This is a genomic window from Klenkia sp. AC732, assembly GCF_979256525.1.
Genome location: NZ_CEEDOS010000001.1, coordinates 44,920 through 59,306 on the forward strand (window position 1 = coordinate 44,920; position 14,387 = coordinate 59,306).

Consider the following 14,387-nt stretch of genomic DNA (forward strand, 5'->3'; position numbering starts at 1 on the left):
GCCTCAGTACGAGGTGGAGCCCCCGGCGCCCTCGGACTCCGGGACCTCCTCGCCCGCGGCCACCGGCCCGGGCGGGGTGCCGTCGCCGAACGGCGAGCCGCCCAGCTCCTCGCGCCCGTGCGGGGTCAGCCACACCGAGGTGTCCGGCCCGACCGGGACGATCTGCGTCGGGTTGATGTCGGCGTGCACCACGTAGTAGTGCCGCTTGATCTGCGGGAAGTCGGTGGTGTCGCCGAACCCCGGGGTCTGGAACAGGTCCCGGGCGTAGCCCCACAGCACCGGCATCTCGGTCAGCTTGGTCCGGTTGCACTTGAAGTGGCCGTGGTAGACGGCGTCGAAGCGGGCCAGCGTGGTGAACAGCCGGACGTCGGCCTCGGTGATCGTGTCGCCCATCAGGTAGCGGCGGGTCTCCAGCCGCTCGCTGACCCAGTCCAGCGCGGTGAACAGCCGGTCGTAGGCGCTGGCGTAGGACTCCTGGGAGCCGGCGAACCCGCAGCGGTAGACACCGTTGTTGATCTCGGTGAACACCCGCTTCATGACGTCGTCCATCTCGTCCCGCAGGTGCTCGGGGTAGAGGTCGGGGGCGCCGTCGCGGTGGAACGCCGTCCACTCGGTGGAGAAGTCCAGCGTCATCTGCGCGAAGTCGTTGGTGACCACCGCCCCGGTCGGCAGGTCGACCATCGCCGGCACGGTGATGCCGCGCGGGTACTCCGGGTCACGGGCGAAGAAGGCCTCCTGCAGGCGCTCGTAGCCCAGCACCGGGTCCCGGCCGCCGGGGTCCAGGTCGAAGGTCCAGGACCGCTGGTCGTGCGTGGGCCCGCAGATCCCCATCGAGAACGCGGACTCCAGGCCCAGCAGCCGGCGCACGATGGTCGCCCGGTTCGCCCACGGGCAGGCCCGGGCGACGACGAGGCGGTACCGGTCGGCCGCCACGGGCCAGCCCTGCGACCCATCGGCCAGGATCCGGTCGGGGATGTAGTTGGTGTCGCGCTCGAAGGACTTCCCGGGCTCGACGTAGCCCTTCTCGTTGCTCACCGGCCCAGCCTGCGCGATGACGCGCGGACCTGCAGGTCGAGCCCGGGAACGGGCTCAGTCGGCGTCGGGGCGCTGGGCGAGGTGCTCCTCGCTGACCTCCCACAGCCGCTGCGCGTTCCCGGGGTCCAGGGCGTACTCGCGGACCCCGGCCCGCACGCCGGTGGCGTCGTCGGCGACCGTCGGGGCCTCGACGCAGTCCTCCAGGTAGTGCCCGCCGGTGGCGAACTCCGGGGCGACGGCGGCGACCAGCGTCGTCGCGGCGCCCTGGGCGGGGGTCTTCAGGGTGATCGTGCCCTCGCGGTCGGCCTTCTCCCAGCCCTCGACGACCTCTGCGGAGACGTGGCGCTGCAGGTTGGTCATGATCCCGCCGGGCATCAGCGCGTTGGCCACGATGCCGTCGTCGGCCCAGCGGCGGGTGGCCTCCACGGCCAGCAGCACGTTGGCCGTCTTGGACTGGCCGTAGGCCGCCCAGGCGTCGTACTCGCGCCGGGCGAAGTGGAGGTCGTCGAAGTGCACGGGGGAGCGCAGGTGGCCCGCGGAGGACACCGACACGACGCGGGCGCCGTCGGCGGCGGCGGCCAGCGCGCCGTGCAGGCCGGTGGTGAGCGCGAAGTGGCCCAGGTGGTTGGTGGCGAACTGGGTCTCCCAGCCGCGGTCGGTGAGGGTCAGGGCGGGCAGCGCCATGACGCCGGCGTTGTCGACCAGCAGGTCCAGCGGGCCGTCCCAGTCGGCGACGAACGCCGCGACCGAGTCCAGGTCCAGCAGGTCCAGCCGGGCGACCCGCAGCGTGGTGTTGCCCGTCGTGCCCACGACGTCCTGCGCGGCGGCCGCCCCCTGCTCGGGGTCGCGGACGGCGATGGTGACCTCGGCGCCCGCGGCGGCCAGGGCGCGCACGGTCTCCACGCCGATCCCGGACCCACCGCCGGTGACGACCGCGCGGCGGCCGGTGAGGTCGTGCCCGGCGACGACGTCGAGGGCGGTGCTGGTGGCGTCGAACTGCGTGCTGATCAGGGGCATGGGCTCAACTGTCCCCCGGGCCCCCGCCGAGCGCGACGGCGTGGGTCAGCCGCAGGCTGCCGGCCAGCCAGACCAGCACGTCGTGCAGCCGCAGCGGGGTCAGCCCGGTGTCGCCGGACAGCTCGGCGAAGGCCGCGGCGTTGGCCTGCAGCTCCCGGTGGACGACGGCGTGCAGGTCGCTGTCGCCCTCCTCCACGTGCGGCAGCAGCTGCAGCCGGGTCACCCGGTCCACGTGCGGCAGGAGACCCGGGTGCCGGTGGTGCAGGGCGGCGCTGACGTGGGGGTACAGCACCTCGCGCTGCACCTCGCGCAGCGCGGCGCCGACCGTGCCGGGCTCGCCGAGGACCGAGAGCTCGTCGGGCGGGAGCTGCTCGAAGGACCGTCCCGCGGCCCGGTCGACGGCGGCGTCCACCCGGGGTCGCAGCCGGGTCAGCGCGTCGGTCGCGGCGGCCCAGCCCGCCGGGTCCAGCCGGCCGTGCAGGCCCTCGGCACCCAGCAGGTCGGCGTCGTCCGTGCCGGTCGGGGCCTGGTCGAAGCGGGCCCAGCCGAACGCGGGCAGCTGCACCCAACGGCCCTCCCGGGTGCCCGGTGGGCGGAACCACAGCGGGCGCCGTCCCTGCTGGTAGCCGCGCACCGCGGCGCGGGCGACCGCGGCCGGGAGCGGGTCGGGCCCGGCGCTGGGCAGGACGAGGTCGGCGGCCACCCCCTGATCGTCCTCCTCAGCGGCCGGCGTCGACCTCGGCCCGCTCCTGCTGCAGCAGGTCCTTGCTGCGCACCAGCCGCAGCAGCGTGACCACGAGCAGCCCGCCCGCGGTGTTGCCCAGGGCGGTGTACCAGAACCAGGCCAGCCAGTCTCCGTAGCCGAACGGGGCGCCGGCGATGAGCGCGGCGAAGACCAGCAGGCTGTCCAGGACCGAGTGGAACAGCTGCAGCCCGGCCAGCACGAACGCCCCGGCGACCGCCGCGACGATCTTGGCGCCGTCGGAGGTGGTGCCGTGCTGCATCCGGGTCATCAACGTGAGCGTGCTGCCGGCCAGCACCGCCAGGCACACCGACCGCAGGTCCATCGGGGCGTCCACGAAGTGCACCGCGGACTCCACCGCGGTGGCGTGCAGGTCCGGGAAGGCCTGCACGACCAGCCACATGACCAGCCAGCCGCCGGCGAGGTTGGCGACCAGCGTGCCGCTCCACAGCTTGGCCAGCTGCGCCCCGCTCGCCCGCTTGGCGGCGACCGCGGTGACCGGGACCAGGAAGCCCTCGGTGAACAGCTCGCTGCGGGCCAGCAGCAGGGCGATGAAGCCGATGCTGAACGCCAGTCCGGCCAGCAGGTGGCTGTCGGTCTCGGCCAGCACGGCCAGCAGCGCCAGGACGCCGGTGCCCACCTCGAGGCCGCCGGCCAGGCCGGTGGTGAGCACCTCGCGCCAGGTCCGGTGCAGGCGCTGGGCGCCCTCGCTGACGATCGCGTCGAACGCGTCGCCCAGTTCGTCCTCGACCGGGTCGTCGGTGCTGCCGAGCTCGCGACGGGTGTCGCTCATGGGGCCTCCAGGGTCGGCCGGGCCCCTACCCGGTGCGCTCCGGGGCACGCCCGCCCCGGCGGTGCCGGGGCGGGCGGCAGCTCAGACCGCGACCTCGGCGACGTCGAAGTGCACCATCGTCGCCCCGCCGGAGGCGAAGGTGGCGACGTCGGCACCGGCCGCCCGCCCGGCCTCCGAGCCCATCCCGGACGCCATCGCCTCGGCGGACTCGAAGTCCAGCTCGGCGACCAGGTAGGCCGGGGACGGCGAGCCGTCCATCGTCTCGGCGTGCCCGGTGCTGAACCGGACGAGGCCCGGGATCGCCTGGGCCAGGCCGGCGTGCACGTCCCGGTAGTGCGTGTCGAAGGCGGCCGGGTCGGTGGGCTGGCCGTAGGTCACGAGCAGGCGGTGGGTCACGGGTACCTCCGGTCTCCGGGCCGGCGTCGGTGCCGGCCCCTGCGCTGATCAGACCACCGCGCGGGCGGCCCGGCCAGGTGCCAGGGTGCGAGGCGTGAACGGTGCCCAGGCAGTCATCCGCACGCTCGTCGACGCCGGGGTCGACGTGTGCTTCGCCAACCCGGGCACCTCGGAGATGCACTTCGTGGCGGCGCTCGACGACGTCCCGGAGATGCGGGCGGTGCTGACGCTCTTCGAGGGCGTGGCCACCGGGGCCGCCGACGGGTACGCGCGGATGGCCGGGCGGCCGGCGGCCACCCTGCTGCACCTGGGCCCGGGGTTCGCCAACGGCTGGGCCAACCTGCACAACGCCCGCCGCGGCGGGGCCCCGGTGGTGGTCGTCGTCGGTGACCACGCGCTGGCCCACAAGCGGCTGGACGCCCCGCTGGAGTCCGACCTCGACGCGCTGGCCGGCGCGGTCGGCTGGCTCCGCCGCTCGCTGACCCCCGGCACGGTCGGGGACGACGTCGCCGACGCGGTCACCGCCGCCGGCCGTGGCCAGGTGGCCACCCTGGTGTTGCCCGCCGACGTCTCCTGGTCCCGCGGCGCCTCGCCCGGCGTGGCGCCCCGGCGGCGGGCCCGCCCGCAGGTGCCCGACCCGACCGCGCTGGCGGGCACGCTGGACCGGGACACGGTGCTCCTCCTGGGCGGGGACGCGCTCACCGCCGAGTCCCTGCACGCGGCCGCCCGGGTCGCCGCCGGCACCGGGGCGCGGCTGATGGCCCAGACGTTCCCGGCCCGGATGGCGCGCGGCGCCGGGCTGCCCGACGTCCCCAAGCTGCCCTACCCGCCGGGGCCGGCGCTGGCCGCGCTGGACGGCGTCCGGCAGCTGGTGCTGGTGGGCGCCCCCGCCCCGGTGGCCTTCTTCGCCTACCCCGACGTGCCCGGGTCCTTCGTGCCCGAGGGCTGCCGGGTGGACGTGCTCACCGAGCCGGGGGAGTCGGCGCTGGCCGCGCTCACCGCGCTGGCCGACGAGGTGGGCGGGGACCCGGTGCTGGCCCAGCCCGCCGTCCCCGAGGTGCCGGACCGGGCGCTGGACCCGGAGGTGCTGGCCGCCGTCGTCGCCGCCGTGCTGCCCGCGGACGCGGTGCTGGTCGACGAGTCGCTGACCAGTGGTCCCGCGCTGTTCCCGGCCACAGCGGGGGCGGCCCGGCACGACGTGCTGTCGTTGACCGGTGGGGCGATCGGCGACGGCCTGCCGATGGCGGTCGGTGCGGCGGTGGCCTGCCCGGACCGGCCGGTGCTCGCGGTGCAGGCCGACGGCTCGGCCATGTACACCGTGCAGGCGTTGTGGACGATGGCCCGCGAGCAGCTCGACGTCACCGTGCTGGTCTGCGACAACGGGGCCTACGCGATCCTGGCCGGCGAGCTGGAGAACGTCGGGGCCACCGCGGGTGGCGAGCGCGCCGGCCGGCTGCTGGACCTGGGGTCGCCGTCGCTGGACTTCGTCGCACTCGCCGCCGGGATGGGCGTGCCGGGTGAGCGGGTGACGACCGGCCCGGAGCTCGCCGACGCGCTGCGCCGGGCGTTCGCCGAGCCGGGCCCGCACCTGGTCGACGCCGTCCTGAGGTGATGCTGGTCTCAGCGTCCGCGCGGCCCTAGGGTCGGTGCGGGCCGCAACGGTGCGGCCCGGTGGAGGTGCTGGCCCGTGGCCGCTGACCCGCTCGCGCACGTCCCCGGTGACCGGGGGTGGCCCGTCGTGGGCCACACGCTGATGTTCGTCCGGGACGCCGCGGGGTTGATCGACCGCCGCCGCCAGCAGCACGGCGACGTCTTCCGGATGCGGGTGCTGGGCCGGGAGGGCGTCACCTTCCTGACCCCGCAGGCCACCCGCGAGGTGTTCCTGGACCCGGGCAAGGTGCTCTCCAGCGAGCAGGGCTGGTCGAACACGATCGGCGAGCTGTTCCGCAACGGGCTGATGCTGCGCGACTTCGACGACCACCACCGGCACCGCCGGGTCATGCAGCAGGCGTTCAGCCGGGCGGCGCTCACCGGGTACGTCGACGCCATCCACGACGTCACCGACCGGCACCTGCGCGCACTGCCCGACGGGGACGTCGACGTCTACCTGCTGATGAAGCGGCTGACCCTGGACATCGCCGCGGAGGTCTTCGTCGGCGTCTCGCTGGGGGAGGAGTCCGAGCGGGTCAACCGGGCCTTCGCCGACGCCGTCGCCGCCTCGATCACCCCGCTGCGGATCGCCCTGCCGGGCACGCCGTACCGCCGGGGGCTGCGCGGCCGGGCCGAGCTGACCCGGGTCTTCGGGGACCTGGTGGCCGCCCGCCGCCGGGAGGAGCCGCGCACAGACCTGCTGTCCCGGCTCTCGCACGCCACCACCGACGACGGTGAGCTGCTGCCGGTCGGCGACGTCGTGGACCACATGGTCTTCCTGATGCTGGCCGCGCACGACACCACGACGTCGACCCTGGCGGTGCTGCTCTGGCAGCTCGCACTGCACCCGGCCGAGCAGGACCGGGTCGCCGAGGAGGTCCGCGCGCTGGACGGTGCCCCGGTCACCCCGGCCGACCACGGCGGGCTGGTGCACACCTCGCGGGCGATGTCGGAGGCGCTGCGGTTGAGCCCGCCGGTGCCGTTCTCCCCGCGGCGGGCGCTGGCCGACGTGGAGATCGCCGGGGTGCACGTGCCGGCCGGCACCGGCGTCAGCGTGTCCAGCCTGGCCCTGCACCGGCACCCGGACTGGTGGACCCGCCCGGCGGCCTTCGACCCCGACCGCTTCGCCCCCGGCCGGGAGGAGCACAAGCAGCACAGCCACCTCTTCGTCCCCTTCGGTGGCGGCGCGCACCTGTGCATCGGCAACCACGTGGCCGAGGTGATGGTGAAGGCGATCGTCGCCCGGCTGCTGGCCACCCGGCGGGTGACCGCGGACCCGGCGGCCGGCGTCGTCATCTCCCCGATCCCGATCCCCAAGCCGAAGGGGCCGATGCTGCTCACGGTGCGGTGAGCGTCGTGGTTCCATCGGCGGCATGCCGTCGACGCTGACGCTCGCCCCCGCCCCACCCTCCGAGGCCGCCGAGGCGGTGCGCCTGGAGGTCCGTGAGTTCCTGGCCGCCGAGCTCGCCGCGGGCTCGTTCAGCACGCACGTGGACACCTGGCTGTCCGGTGTGGACCCGGAGTTCAGCGCCAAGCTGGGCGCGCGGGGCTGGCTGGGGATGACCTGGCCCGAGGAGTACGGCGGCCACGAGCGCACCGCGATGGAGCGCTACGCCGTCACCGAGGAGCTGCTGGCCGCCGGCGCCCCGGTCGCCGCGCACTGGATCGCCGACCGGCAGTCCGGGCCCAACCTGCTGCGCTACGGCACCGAGGCCCAGCGCAGGGAGATCCTGCCCAAGATCGCCGCGGGCGAGTGCTTCTTCGTGATCGGCATGAGCGAGCCCGACAGCGGCTCGGACCTCGCCTCCATCCGCACGAAGGCCGTGCGCAACGGCGACGGCGACTGGGTCGTCAACGGCGCCAAGGTGTGGACGTCGAACGCCCACCACAGCCACTACGCCATCACCCTGGTGCGCACCGCGCCCGCGGACCCGACCAACCGGCACGCCGGGATGAGCCAGCTGCTCGTCGACCTGTCGACACCGGGCATCACGATCAACCCGATCCGCATCCTGGACGGCGGCCACCACTTCAACGAGGTCGTCTTCGACGACGTCGTGATCCCCGGGGACATGCTGCTGGGCGAGGAGGGCGCGGGCTGGCACCAGGTGACCGCCGAGCTGGCCTTCGAGCGCAGCGGCCCGGAGCGCTTCCTGTCCACCTTCCCGTTGCTGGCCGAGTTCGCCCGCCGGGCCGCCGCCACGCAGGACCCGGCCCAGCTGGCCACCCTGGGCCGGCTGTCCGCGCGGCTGCTGGCGCTGCGCCAGCTCTCGCTGCGGATCGCCGCCGCGCTGGACCGCGGCGAGCTGCCCGACATCCCGGCCGCGCTGGTCAAGGACGTGGGGACGACGTTCGAGGCCGACGTCGCCGAGGAGGTGCGGAAGGTGGTCGACGTGCCCGCGTCGCTGGACTCACCGGACCCGCTGGGCAGGGCGTTGGCCGAGGCGGTGCTGCACGCGCCGGGCTACACGCTGCGCGGGGGCACCAACGAGATCCTCCGCGGGATCGTGGCGCGCGGGCTGGGTCTCCGATGAGCGACGACGTCTACGACACCGACCTGGTGGTCTCCACCGTGCGCGAGATCCTCACCGGGCACGAGCCGACCCAGCTGACCCCCGAGCGCCGCTGGGACGCCGCCCTGTGGACCGAGCTGGCCGAGGCCGGGCTGACCGGCGTCGGGCTGCCCGAGGAGGCCGGCGGCTCCGGCGGCGAGCTGGCCGACGCGGTCGCCGTCGTCGCCACGCTGGCCTCCGGCGCCGGTGCGGTCCCGGCCGCCGAGCAGCTGCTGGTCGCCGGCCCCGCCGTGCTGGCCGCCGGACTGCCGCTGCCCGACCCGTCGCAGCCGCTGTCCGTCGCGGTGTCCGGCGCGCTGACCGTGGACGACGGGGGCCGGCTGACCGGCACCGCCACCGACGTGGCCTGGGCCGGGGTCGTGCACTGGCTGGCCGTCGTCGCGCAGGGCCGGGACGGCGAGGTGCTCGCGCTGGTCGACGTCTCCGGGCTGGAGGCGACGCACGCCGCCAACCTGGCCGGTGAGCCGCGCGGCTCCTACGTCTTCGACGGGGTGCCGGCCCAGGTCGGACCGCTGCCGGCCGATCTGCGCGCCCGGTACGCGCTGGCCCGGGCGGTGCAGCTGTCCGCGGCCGCGGAGACCGTGCTGGCCTGGACCGTGCAGTACGCGGGGGAGCGGCAGCAGTTCGGCCGCCCGCTGGCCAGGTTCCAGGGCATCCAGATGCAGCTGGCGCAGATGGCCGGCGAGGTCACCGCCGTCGCCGCCCTGGTCGACGCCGCCGTGCAGCGCCTGGACCGCGGCGAACCCCTCGAGCTGGCCGCGGCCGCCGCCAAGGTGCGCGCCGGTGCCGCGGTCGAGGTCGTCGCCCGCCAGGCGCACCAGGTGCACGGCGCGATCGGCTTCACCCAGGAGCACCGCCTGCACCACCTCACCAAGCGGATGTGGTCCTGGCGCGACGAGGCCGGCAACGAGCTGACCTGGGCCCGCGTGCTGGGCGCCGCCGTAGCCACCGAACGCCCCTGGGCGGTCCTGACCACCCTCGTCTGATGCGAGCGCGTCCCCCGGTGATCATGGGGTTCTCGCCGGGGACGCGCCGTCGGCCGGCGCGTCGACCGGCACAACCCCATGATCACGGAGGAGACACGTGACCGACTGGGTGCAGGACGCGATCTGGTGGCAGGTCCACCCGCTGGGGTTCGTGGGGGCGGAGCGGGACGCCGTCCCCACGGTCAGCCACCGACTGCCGCGGATCACCGGGTGGCTGGACCACCTGCTGGCGCTGGGCTGCAACGGGCTCGCGCTCGGGCCGGTGTTCGCCAGTCAGACGCACGGTTACGACACCGTCGACCACCTGCGCATCGACCCGCGGCTGGGTGACGAGCAGGACGTCCGCGACCTGGTGACGGCGGCGCACGACAGGGGCGTCCGGGTGCTGCTGGACGGCGTGTTCAACCACGTCGGCCGCGCACACCCCGCGTTCACCGACCCCGCCCGCCGGCACTGGTTCCGCTGGGAGGGTGACCGGCCCGCCGTCTTCGAGGGCCACGACGCCCTGGTCGCGCTGGACCACAGCCAGCCCGACGTCGTCGCGTACGTGGTGGAGGTGATGTGCCACTGGCTGGAGCGCGGCGTCGACGGCTGGCGGCTGGACGCCGCCTACGCGGTGCCGCCGGCGTTCTGGGCGCAGGTGCTGCCGGCGGTCCGGGAGCGGTTCCCCGACGTCTACGTGGTCGGCGAGGTCATCCACGGCGACTACGCCGGCATCGTCGACGCCTCGACGATGGACGCCGTCACCCAGTACGAGCTGTGGCAGGGCCTGTGGCACGGCATCTCCGAGGCCAACCTGTTCGAGACCGCGCACGCGCTGCAGCGCCACGACGGGTTCCTCGACGCCTTCGTGCCGTGGACGTTCGTCGGCAACCACGACGTCACCCGGATCGTGGACCAGGTCGGTCGCCCCGAGCACCTGCCGCACGCGCTGGTCGTCTGGGCGACCGTCGGCGGCACGCCCGCGGTCTGGTCGGGTGACGAGTTCGGCTGGCACGGGATCAAGGAGCACCGCGCCGGTGGCGACGACGCGATCCGCCCCGAGTTCCCGGCCGACCCGCTCTCCGTCGCGGGCGGTGAGGTCCTGGCCCTGCACCAGGAGCTGATCGGCCTGCGCCGCCGGCACCGCTGGCTGCACCGCGCCCGGACGACGCAGCTGCACCTGACCAACACCGCGCTGGTCTACCGGGCCGCGGCCGACGGCGAGGCGCTGGTCGTGGCGTTGAACCTGGCCGACGCGCCCGCCGTCGTGCCGGCGTCCGGGACGGTCCTGGCCGGGCAGGCGACCCCGCGCGGCCGCGGGCTGGAGCTGCCCGCGCACGGCTGGGCCGTGCTCAGCCCCTGACGTCGACCGGCCGGCCGGTGCGGTTGTCGTACCAGTGGGCCCGCCCGGCCAGCTGCACGAGCTGGACGTCGGCGCCCACCGGCAGCGGGTAGACCGCCAGCACCGCCGGGCTGAGGTGCACGACCGTGTTGACGTCCACGACGACGGCGTCCTCGGCACCGAGCTCGCCGGTGTCGGCGGCGGAGAAGAACCGCCACCCGCAGTCCTCCGGGGCGACCGAGGGCTCGCGCTGGGCCCACAGCACCGGGACACCGGCCAGGACCGACGGGGTGGCGACGCAGCCACCGGGGCTGCTCAGGTACCGACCGGCCGAACCGGTCCGGGCCGGCCGCCCGGCGAAGCCGACCTCGGTGAGGAGCCGGGCCTGCACCTCGGCCAGCCAGGCCGACCTGGCCACCGTCCGGGCGGTGTTCGACCGCTCCTCGGTGCGGAGCAGCTCGAAGGAGCCACCCTCCTCGCGCAGGGTCCAGCTCGGGCCGGTGCTGCCGTTGCCGCCCAGCTGCGCGGACCGGCCGTCGCCGTACCGGCCCGCGGGCGACCCGGTGCACTCCTCGACCACCCGCACCAGGTCCGGGGTCAGCAGGTGCAGTGCGATGCCCTCGGCCAGCACGTCGAGGACCCCGTCGCCGCGCTCGGACAGCAGGGCCGTGGCCAGCACGTCCAGGGGCACCCCGGACACCCGGGCCAGCTGCTGCTCGCGGCTGAGCCCCTCGGGCAGACCGAGCCGGGGCGCCCCGAACCAGCGGTGCCGGTCGCCGGACGCCAGCTCCAGGAGCAGCAGCCGGTGGGCGTCCGCCACGCTCGGGACGGGGACCCGCACCGCCGTCGCCACCTCGGGCCGGGAGTTGCGGGCCCGCAGCTCGACCGCACCCCCGACCTCGGCGACCCACCACGACTCGTCGCGCCGGGTGGCCAGGAACGGGTTGCCGAACAGCGGGGGGCGCGGCGGCGCTCCGCAGATGTCGGCGAACCGGGTCAGCAGGTCCGGCGGCGGACCGACGAGCCGGTGGGTGCCGGGCGGGGACTCCCGGGTGACGAGCTCCCACAGCAGTGCGCAGCCCTCGGCCTCGTCGGCCACCTCGACCGGCTCGGGTCCGGTCCTGTCCGGCGGGTACTGCGGTGGTCGACCCAGCTCGCGCACCGTCACGAGGAGCCGGCCCTGGTGCTCCAGCAGGTTCCAGGCACCCCGGCAGTGCCGGGTCGCCGGCAGCCCGTCGTGTCGCGGGGACCAGGCCAGGTGCGGGTCCGAGCCGACCGCACGCAGCCGGTCCTGCAGCTCCAGGAAGTCCACGTGCCGCCCCTCGCGTCGTCACCAGGTCGGTCCGGACGCTACCCACCCAGGGAGCAGGTGCAGGATGCAACGAGGTGGCGACGGCGCTGCCGGGACGGGGACCACGTGGACGACGACGCAGGCTCTGACGGCACTGGCTCCGACGGCAGCGGTTTCGACACCAGCGGCATCCAGCGCGGGGAGGACGGGGTCGCCCGCTACGTCGGTCTGCCGCGCAACGCCGTCGCCCTGCTGCTGGACACCGCGGTCGGGCACCCGGAGCGGACCGCGGTCGTCGAGCTCGGCGGGGAGTCCGTCACCTACGCGCAGCTGCTGGCCCGGGCACAGCGGGTGGCCGGTGGTCTGCGGGCGGCGGGGGTGCAGCCCGGGGACCGGGTCGCGGTGGGCCTGCCGAACGGGCTGGCCTGGATGCTCGCCTTCTGGGGCGCCCAGCTGGTTGGGGCCGTCGTCGTGCCGCTGAACACCCGGCTGTCCCCGGCGGAGTCGGCGTTCGTCGTGGCCGACAGCGGCGCCCGGCTGACCCTGGGCGAGCTGCCCGACGGCGACCCGGTCGAGCCCGCCGACCCCGCACCCACCGACCTGGCCGCGCTGTTCTACACCTCGGGCACCACCGGCCGACCCAAGGGCGCGATGCTCACCCACGAGGCGCTGGTCAGCTCGACGGAGAACGTCCTGCGCTGCCGCGGTCTGGACCCCTCGGCGCGGAACACCACCCTGGTCTCGGTGCCGCTGTTCCACGTCACCGGCTGTTGCTCGCAGATGGTCACCCAGGTCCGGATCGGCGGGACCAGCGTGCTGATGGCGCGCTTCCGGCCCGAGGCGTTCCTGGCGGCCGTCGCCGAGCACCGGGTCACCCTGCTGACCAGCGTGCCGACGATCTACGAGCTGGTGCTGCGGCACCCCGACGTCGCGACCACCGACCTGTCCAGCGTGCAGGTGCTCAGCTACGGCGGTGCCCCGATCGCCCCCGAGCTGGTGCACCGGCTGCGGGCGGCGTTCCCCGGTGCCCGGCTGGGCAACGGGTTCGGGCTGAGCGAGACCAGCGCGCTGGCGACCTTCCTGCCCGAGGCCTGGACCGACGCGCACGCCGACTCGGTGGGCTTCCCCGCGCCGGTGGTCGACGTCGCGCTGGACCGCCCGGACCCCGACACCGGGGTGGGTGAGCTGCTGGTCCGCGGACCGAACGTGGCGGTCGGCTACTGGGGTGACGCCGCCCGGACGGCGGAGACGTTCCGGGACGGCTGGCTGCACACCGGGGACCTGGCCACGCTGACCGGCGGCCTGGTCCGCATCGTCGACCGGGCCAAGGACATGATCAACCGGGGCGGGGAGAACGTGTACTCGGTCGAGGTGGAGAACGTGCTGGCCGAGCACCCCGACGTGCTGGAGGTGGCCGTCGTCGGCGTGCCGGACCCGGTGATGGGGGAGAAGGTCGGGGCCGTGGTGCTGCCCCGACCGGGGGCCACCGCCCTGGTGCCCGAGCTGGTCGCGTTCGCCCAGGAGCGGCTGGCGGACTTCAAGGTGCCCCAGTTCATCCGGGTGCTGGACGGTCCGCTGCCCCGCAACGCCGGCGGCAAGGTGCTCAAGGGCCCGCTGCGCACGGCGACCGACTGGGAGCCCGTCCCGCGCTGAGCGCAGAGGCGGGCCCGCCCGGACCGCTGAGCTGCGTGCGGTCCGGGCGGTCGGGCGTCAGCTGGCGGGGCGGCCCTTGGCCCAGCGGAGGAACGCGGCGGTGTCCGCGGTGCTCTCCAGGCCGACCAGCGAGCGGAGCAGGTCGTTGCTCCAGACGGCGACGCGGCCCACGGTGAACGCGGACTTGTCGACCGGCGGCAGGTCGAGGCCGAAGACCTCCTTGGTCAGCTCCTTCTTGCCGTCGGCGGCCGCGGAGTAGCGCAGCAGCGGCAGGAACCGGTCGGGCTGGACCACGGTGAGGACCTTGGCCAGCATCGGCTCCTTGAAGGAGGCGAAGCCGATGCCCTTCTTGCCCTCGACGAGCTGGGTGAAGCGGTCCTCGAGGGTCAGGCTCTCGGTGCCGTAGAGCAGGTGGTTGATCGAGGCGCGCACGCCCTGGGCCGCGGTGTGGTCGCCGGCGGTCTTCCAGGCGCGGGTGAACCCGGAGGTGTTGCCGCAGTTGGCGACGGTCGGCGAGGTGACGAAGTGCAGCAGCACCTCGGGGGAGGCGTCGCGCAGGTTCTCGGCGGCGAACTGCTCCCGGTAGCGGGTGGCGAAGCCCTCGGCGTCGGGGTCGGGCTCGCGCTCGACGGTGAGGAACTCGGCCTCGAGGGCGGCGATGCGCTCCCGGACGTCGGGGCGCACGTCGGCGGCCTGCGGGAACTCCGCGGCCAGCGTCTCGGCGGTGCGGGCGTGCGGGCGGGCCGGGTCGCGACGGGCCTCGCCACGCAGCCACTCGTGACCACAGGCGGCGCAGTGGATGAGGAGGCGGCTGTCTGGCTGCGGGGTGCCGGTGATGTCCTCGGAGGAGCATTCCGGGCAGGTGATCAGGGCCAAGGAGGAGCCTTCACGGTCGTTCGAACACGGGCTGGCTCGATGTACACCCCA

General features: G+C 75.0%; 13 protein-coding genes. 6 read left to right on the top strand and 7 right to left on the bottom strand.

What is annotated here, in order from left to right; genetic code table 11:
• Positions 1–3: 3 nt before the first annotated feature.
• The 5 genes from AC0IVP_RS00210 to AC0IVP_RS00230 all read right to left on the bottom strand — a co-directional run bounded on the left by AC0IVP_RS00210 (position 4) and on the right by AC0IVP_RS00230 (position 3,983).
• A complete protein-coding gene (locus tag AC0IVP_RS00210; RefSeq protein WP_471753701.1) occupies positions 4–1,035 on the bottom strand; it encodes a glutathione S-transferase family protein in 1,032 nt (343 codons plus the stop codon).
• A gap of 54 nt (positions 1,036–1,089) precedes the next feature.
• Complete coding sequence (locus AC0IVP_RS00215) at positions 1,090–2,052, bottom strand: SDR family NAD(P)-dependent oxidoreductase (protein ID WP_471753703.1); 963 nt, start codon at positions 2,050–2,052, stop codon at positions 1,090–1,092.
• Positions 2,053–2,056: 4 nt separating this feature from the next.
• Complete coding sequence (locus AC0IVP_RS00220) at positions 2,057–2,755, bottom strand: DUF6308 family protein (RefSeq protein ID WP_471753705.1); 699 nt, start codon at positions 2,753–2,755, stop codon at positions 2,057–2,059.
• Positions 2,756–2,771: 16 nt separating this feature from the next.
• Complete coding sequence (locus AC0IVP_RS00225; RefSeq protein WP_471753707.1) at positions 2,772–3,587, bottom strand: formate/nitrite transporter family protein; 816 nt, start codon at positions 3,585–3,587, stop codon at positions 2,772–2,774.
• 81 nt (positions 3,588–3,668) lie between these two features.
• A complete protein-coding gene (locus AC0IVP_RS00230) occupies positions 3,669–3,983 on the bottom strand; it encodes an EthD family reductase (protein WP_056292125.1) in 315 nt (104 codons plus the stop codon).
• A gap of 94 nt (positions 3,984–4,077) precedes the next feature.
• Between AC0IVP_RS00230 and AC0IVP_RS00235 the strand changes: the two genes are divergently transcribed.
• The 5 genes from AC0IVP_RS00235 (at position 4,078) to AC0IVP_RS00255 (ending at position 10,537) form a co-directional block, all read left to right on the top strand.
• The gene (locus AC0IVP_RS00235) at positions 4,078–5,595 is read left to right on the top strand and encodes an acetolactate synthase large subunit (protein ID WP_471753709.1); all 1,518 of its coding nucleotides are present in this window, start codon (positions 4,078–4,080) and stop codon (positions 5,593–5,595) included.
• A gap of 75 nt (positions 5,596–5,670) precedes the next feature.
• Positions 5,671–6,984 carry a cytochrome P450 gene (locus tag AC0IVP_RS00240; protein ID WP_471753711.1) on the top strand — a complete coding sequence of 438 codons (1,314 nt, stop codon included), beginning with the start codon at positions 5,671–5,673 and terminating at the stop codon, positions 6,982–6,984.
• Positions 6,985–7,006: 22 nt separating this feature from the next.
• Positions 7,007–8,167, top strand: a complete 1,161-nt coding sequence (locus tag AC0IVP_RS00245) for an acyl-CoA dehydrogenase family protein (RefSeq protein WP_471753713.1) — start codon at positions 7,007–7,009, stop codon at positions 8,165–8,167.
• Positions 8,164–9,192 carry an acyl-CoA dehydrogenase family protein gene (locus AC0IVP_RS00250; RefSeq protein ID WP_471753715.1) on the top strand — a complete coding sequence of 343 codons (1,029 nt, stop codon included), beginning with the start codon at positions 8,164–8,166 and terminating at the stop codon, positions 9,190–9,192. Before AC0IVP_RS00245 ends, AC0IVP_RS00250 begins: the two co-directional genes overlap by 4 nt.
• 97 nt (positions 9,193–9,289) lie before the next feature.
• The gene (locus AC0IVP_RS00255) at positions 9,290–10,537 is read left to right on the top strand and encodes an alpha-amylase family glycosyl hydrolase (RefSeq protein ID WP_471753717.1); all 1,248 of its coding nucleotides are present in this window, start codon (positions 9,290–9,292) and stop codon (positions 10,535–10,537) included.
• Here the strand turns inward: AC0IVP_RS00255 and AC0IVP_RS00260 are convergent.
• Complete coding sequence (locus AC0IVP_RS00260) at positions 10,527–11,828, bottom strand: immunity protein Imm33 domain-containing protein (RefSeq protein WP_471753719.1); 1,302 nt, start codon at positions 11,826–11,828, stop codon at positions 10,527–10,529. The genes AC0IVP_RS00255 and AC0IVP_RS00260 overlap by 11 nt on opposite strands.
• Positions 11,829–11,933: 105 nt before the next feature.
• Between AC0IVP_RS00260 and AC0IVP_RS00265 the strand changes: the two genes are divergently transcribed.
• A complete protein-coding gene (locus AC0IVP_RS00265; protein ID WP_471753721.1) occupies positions 11,934–13,460 on the top strand; it encodes a class I adenylate-forming enzyme family protein in 1,527 nt (508 codons plus the stop codon).
• 57 nt (positions 13,461–13,517) lie between these two features.
• On the opposite strand, the gene AC0IVP_RS00270 is transcribed toward AC0IVP_RS00265, so the two are convergent.
• Positions 13,518–14,336: a hypothetical protein gene (locus AC0IVP_RS00270; protein ID WP_056292096.1), complete on the bottom strand. Its 819-nt coding sequence runs from the start codon at positions 14,334–14,336 to the stop codon at positions 13,518–13,520.
• Between the last annotated feature and the right edge of the window lie 51 nt (positions 14,337–14,387).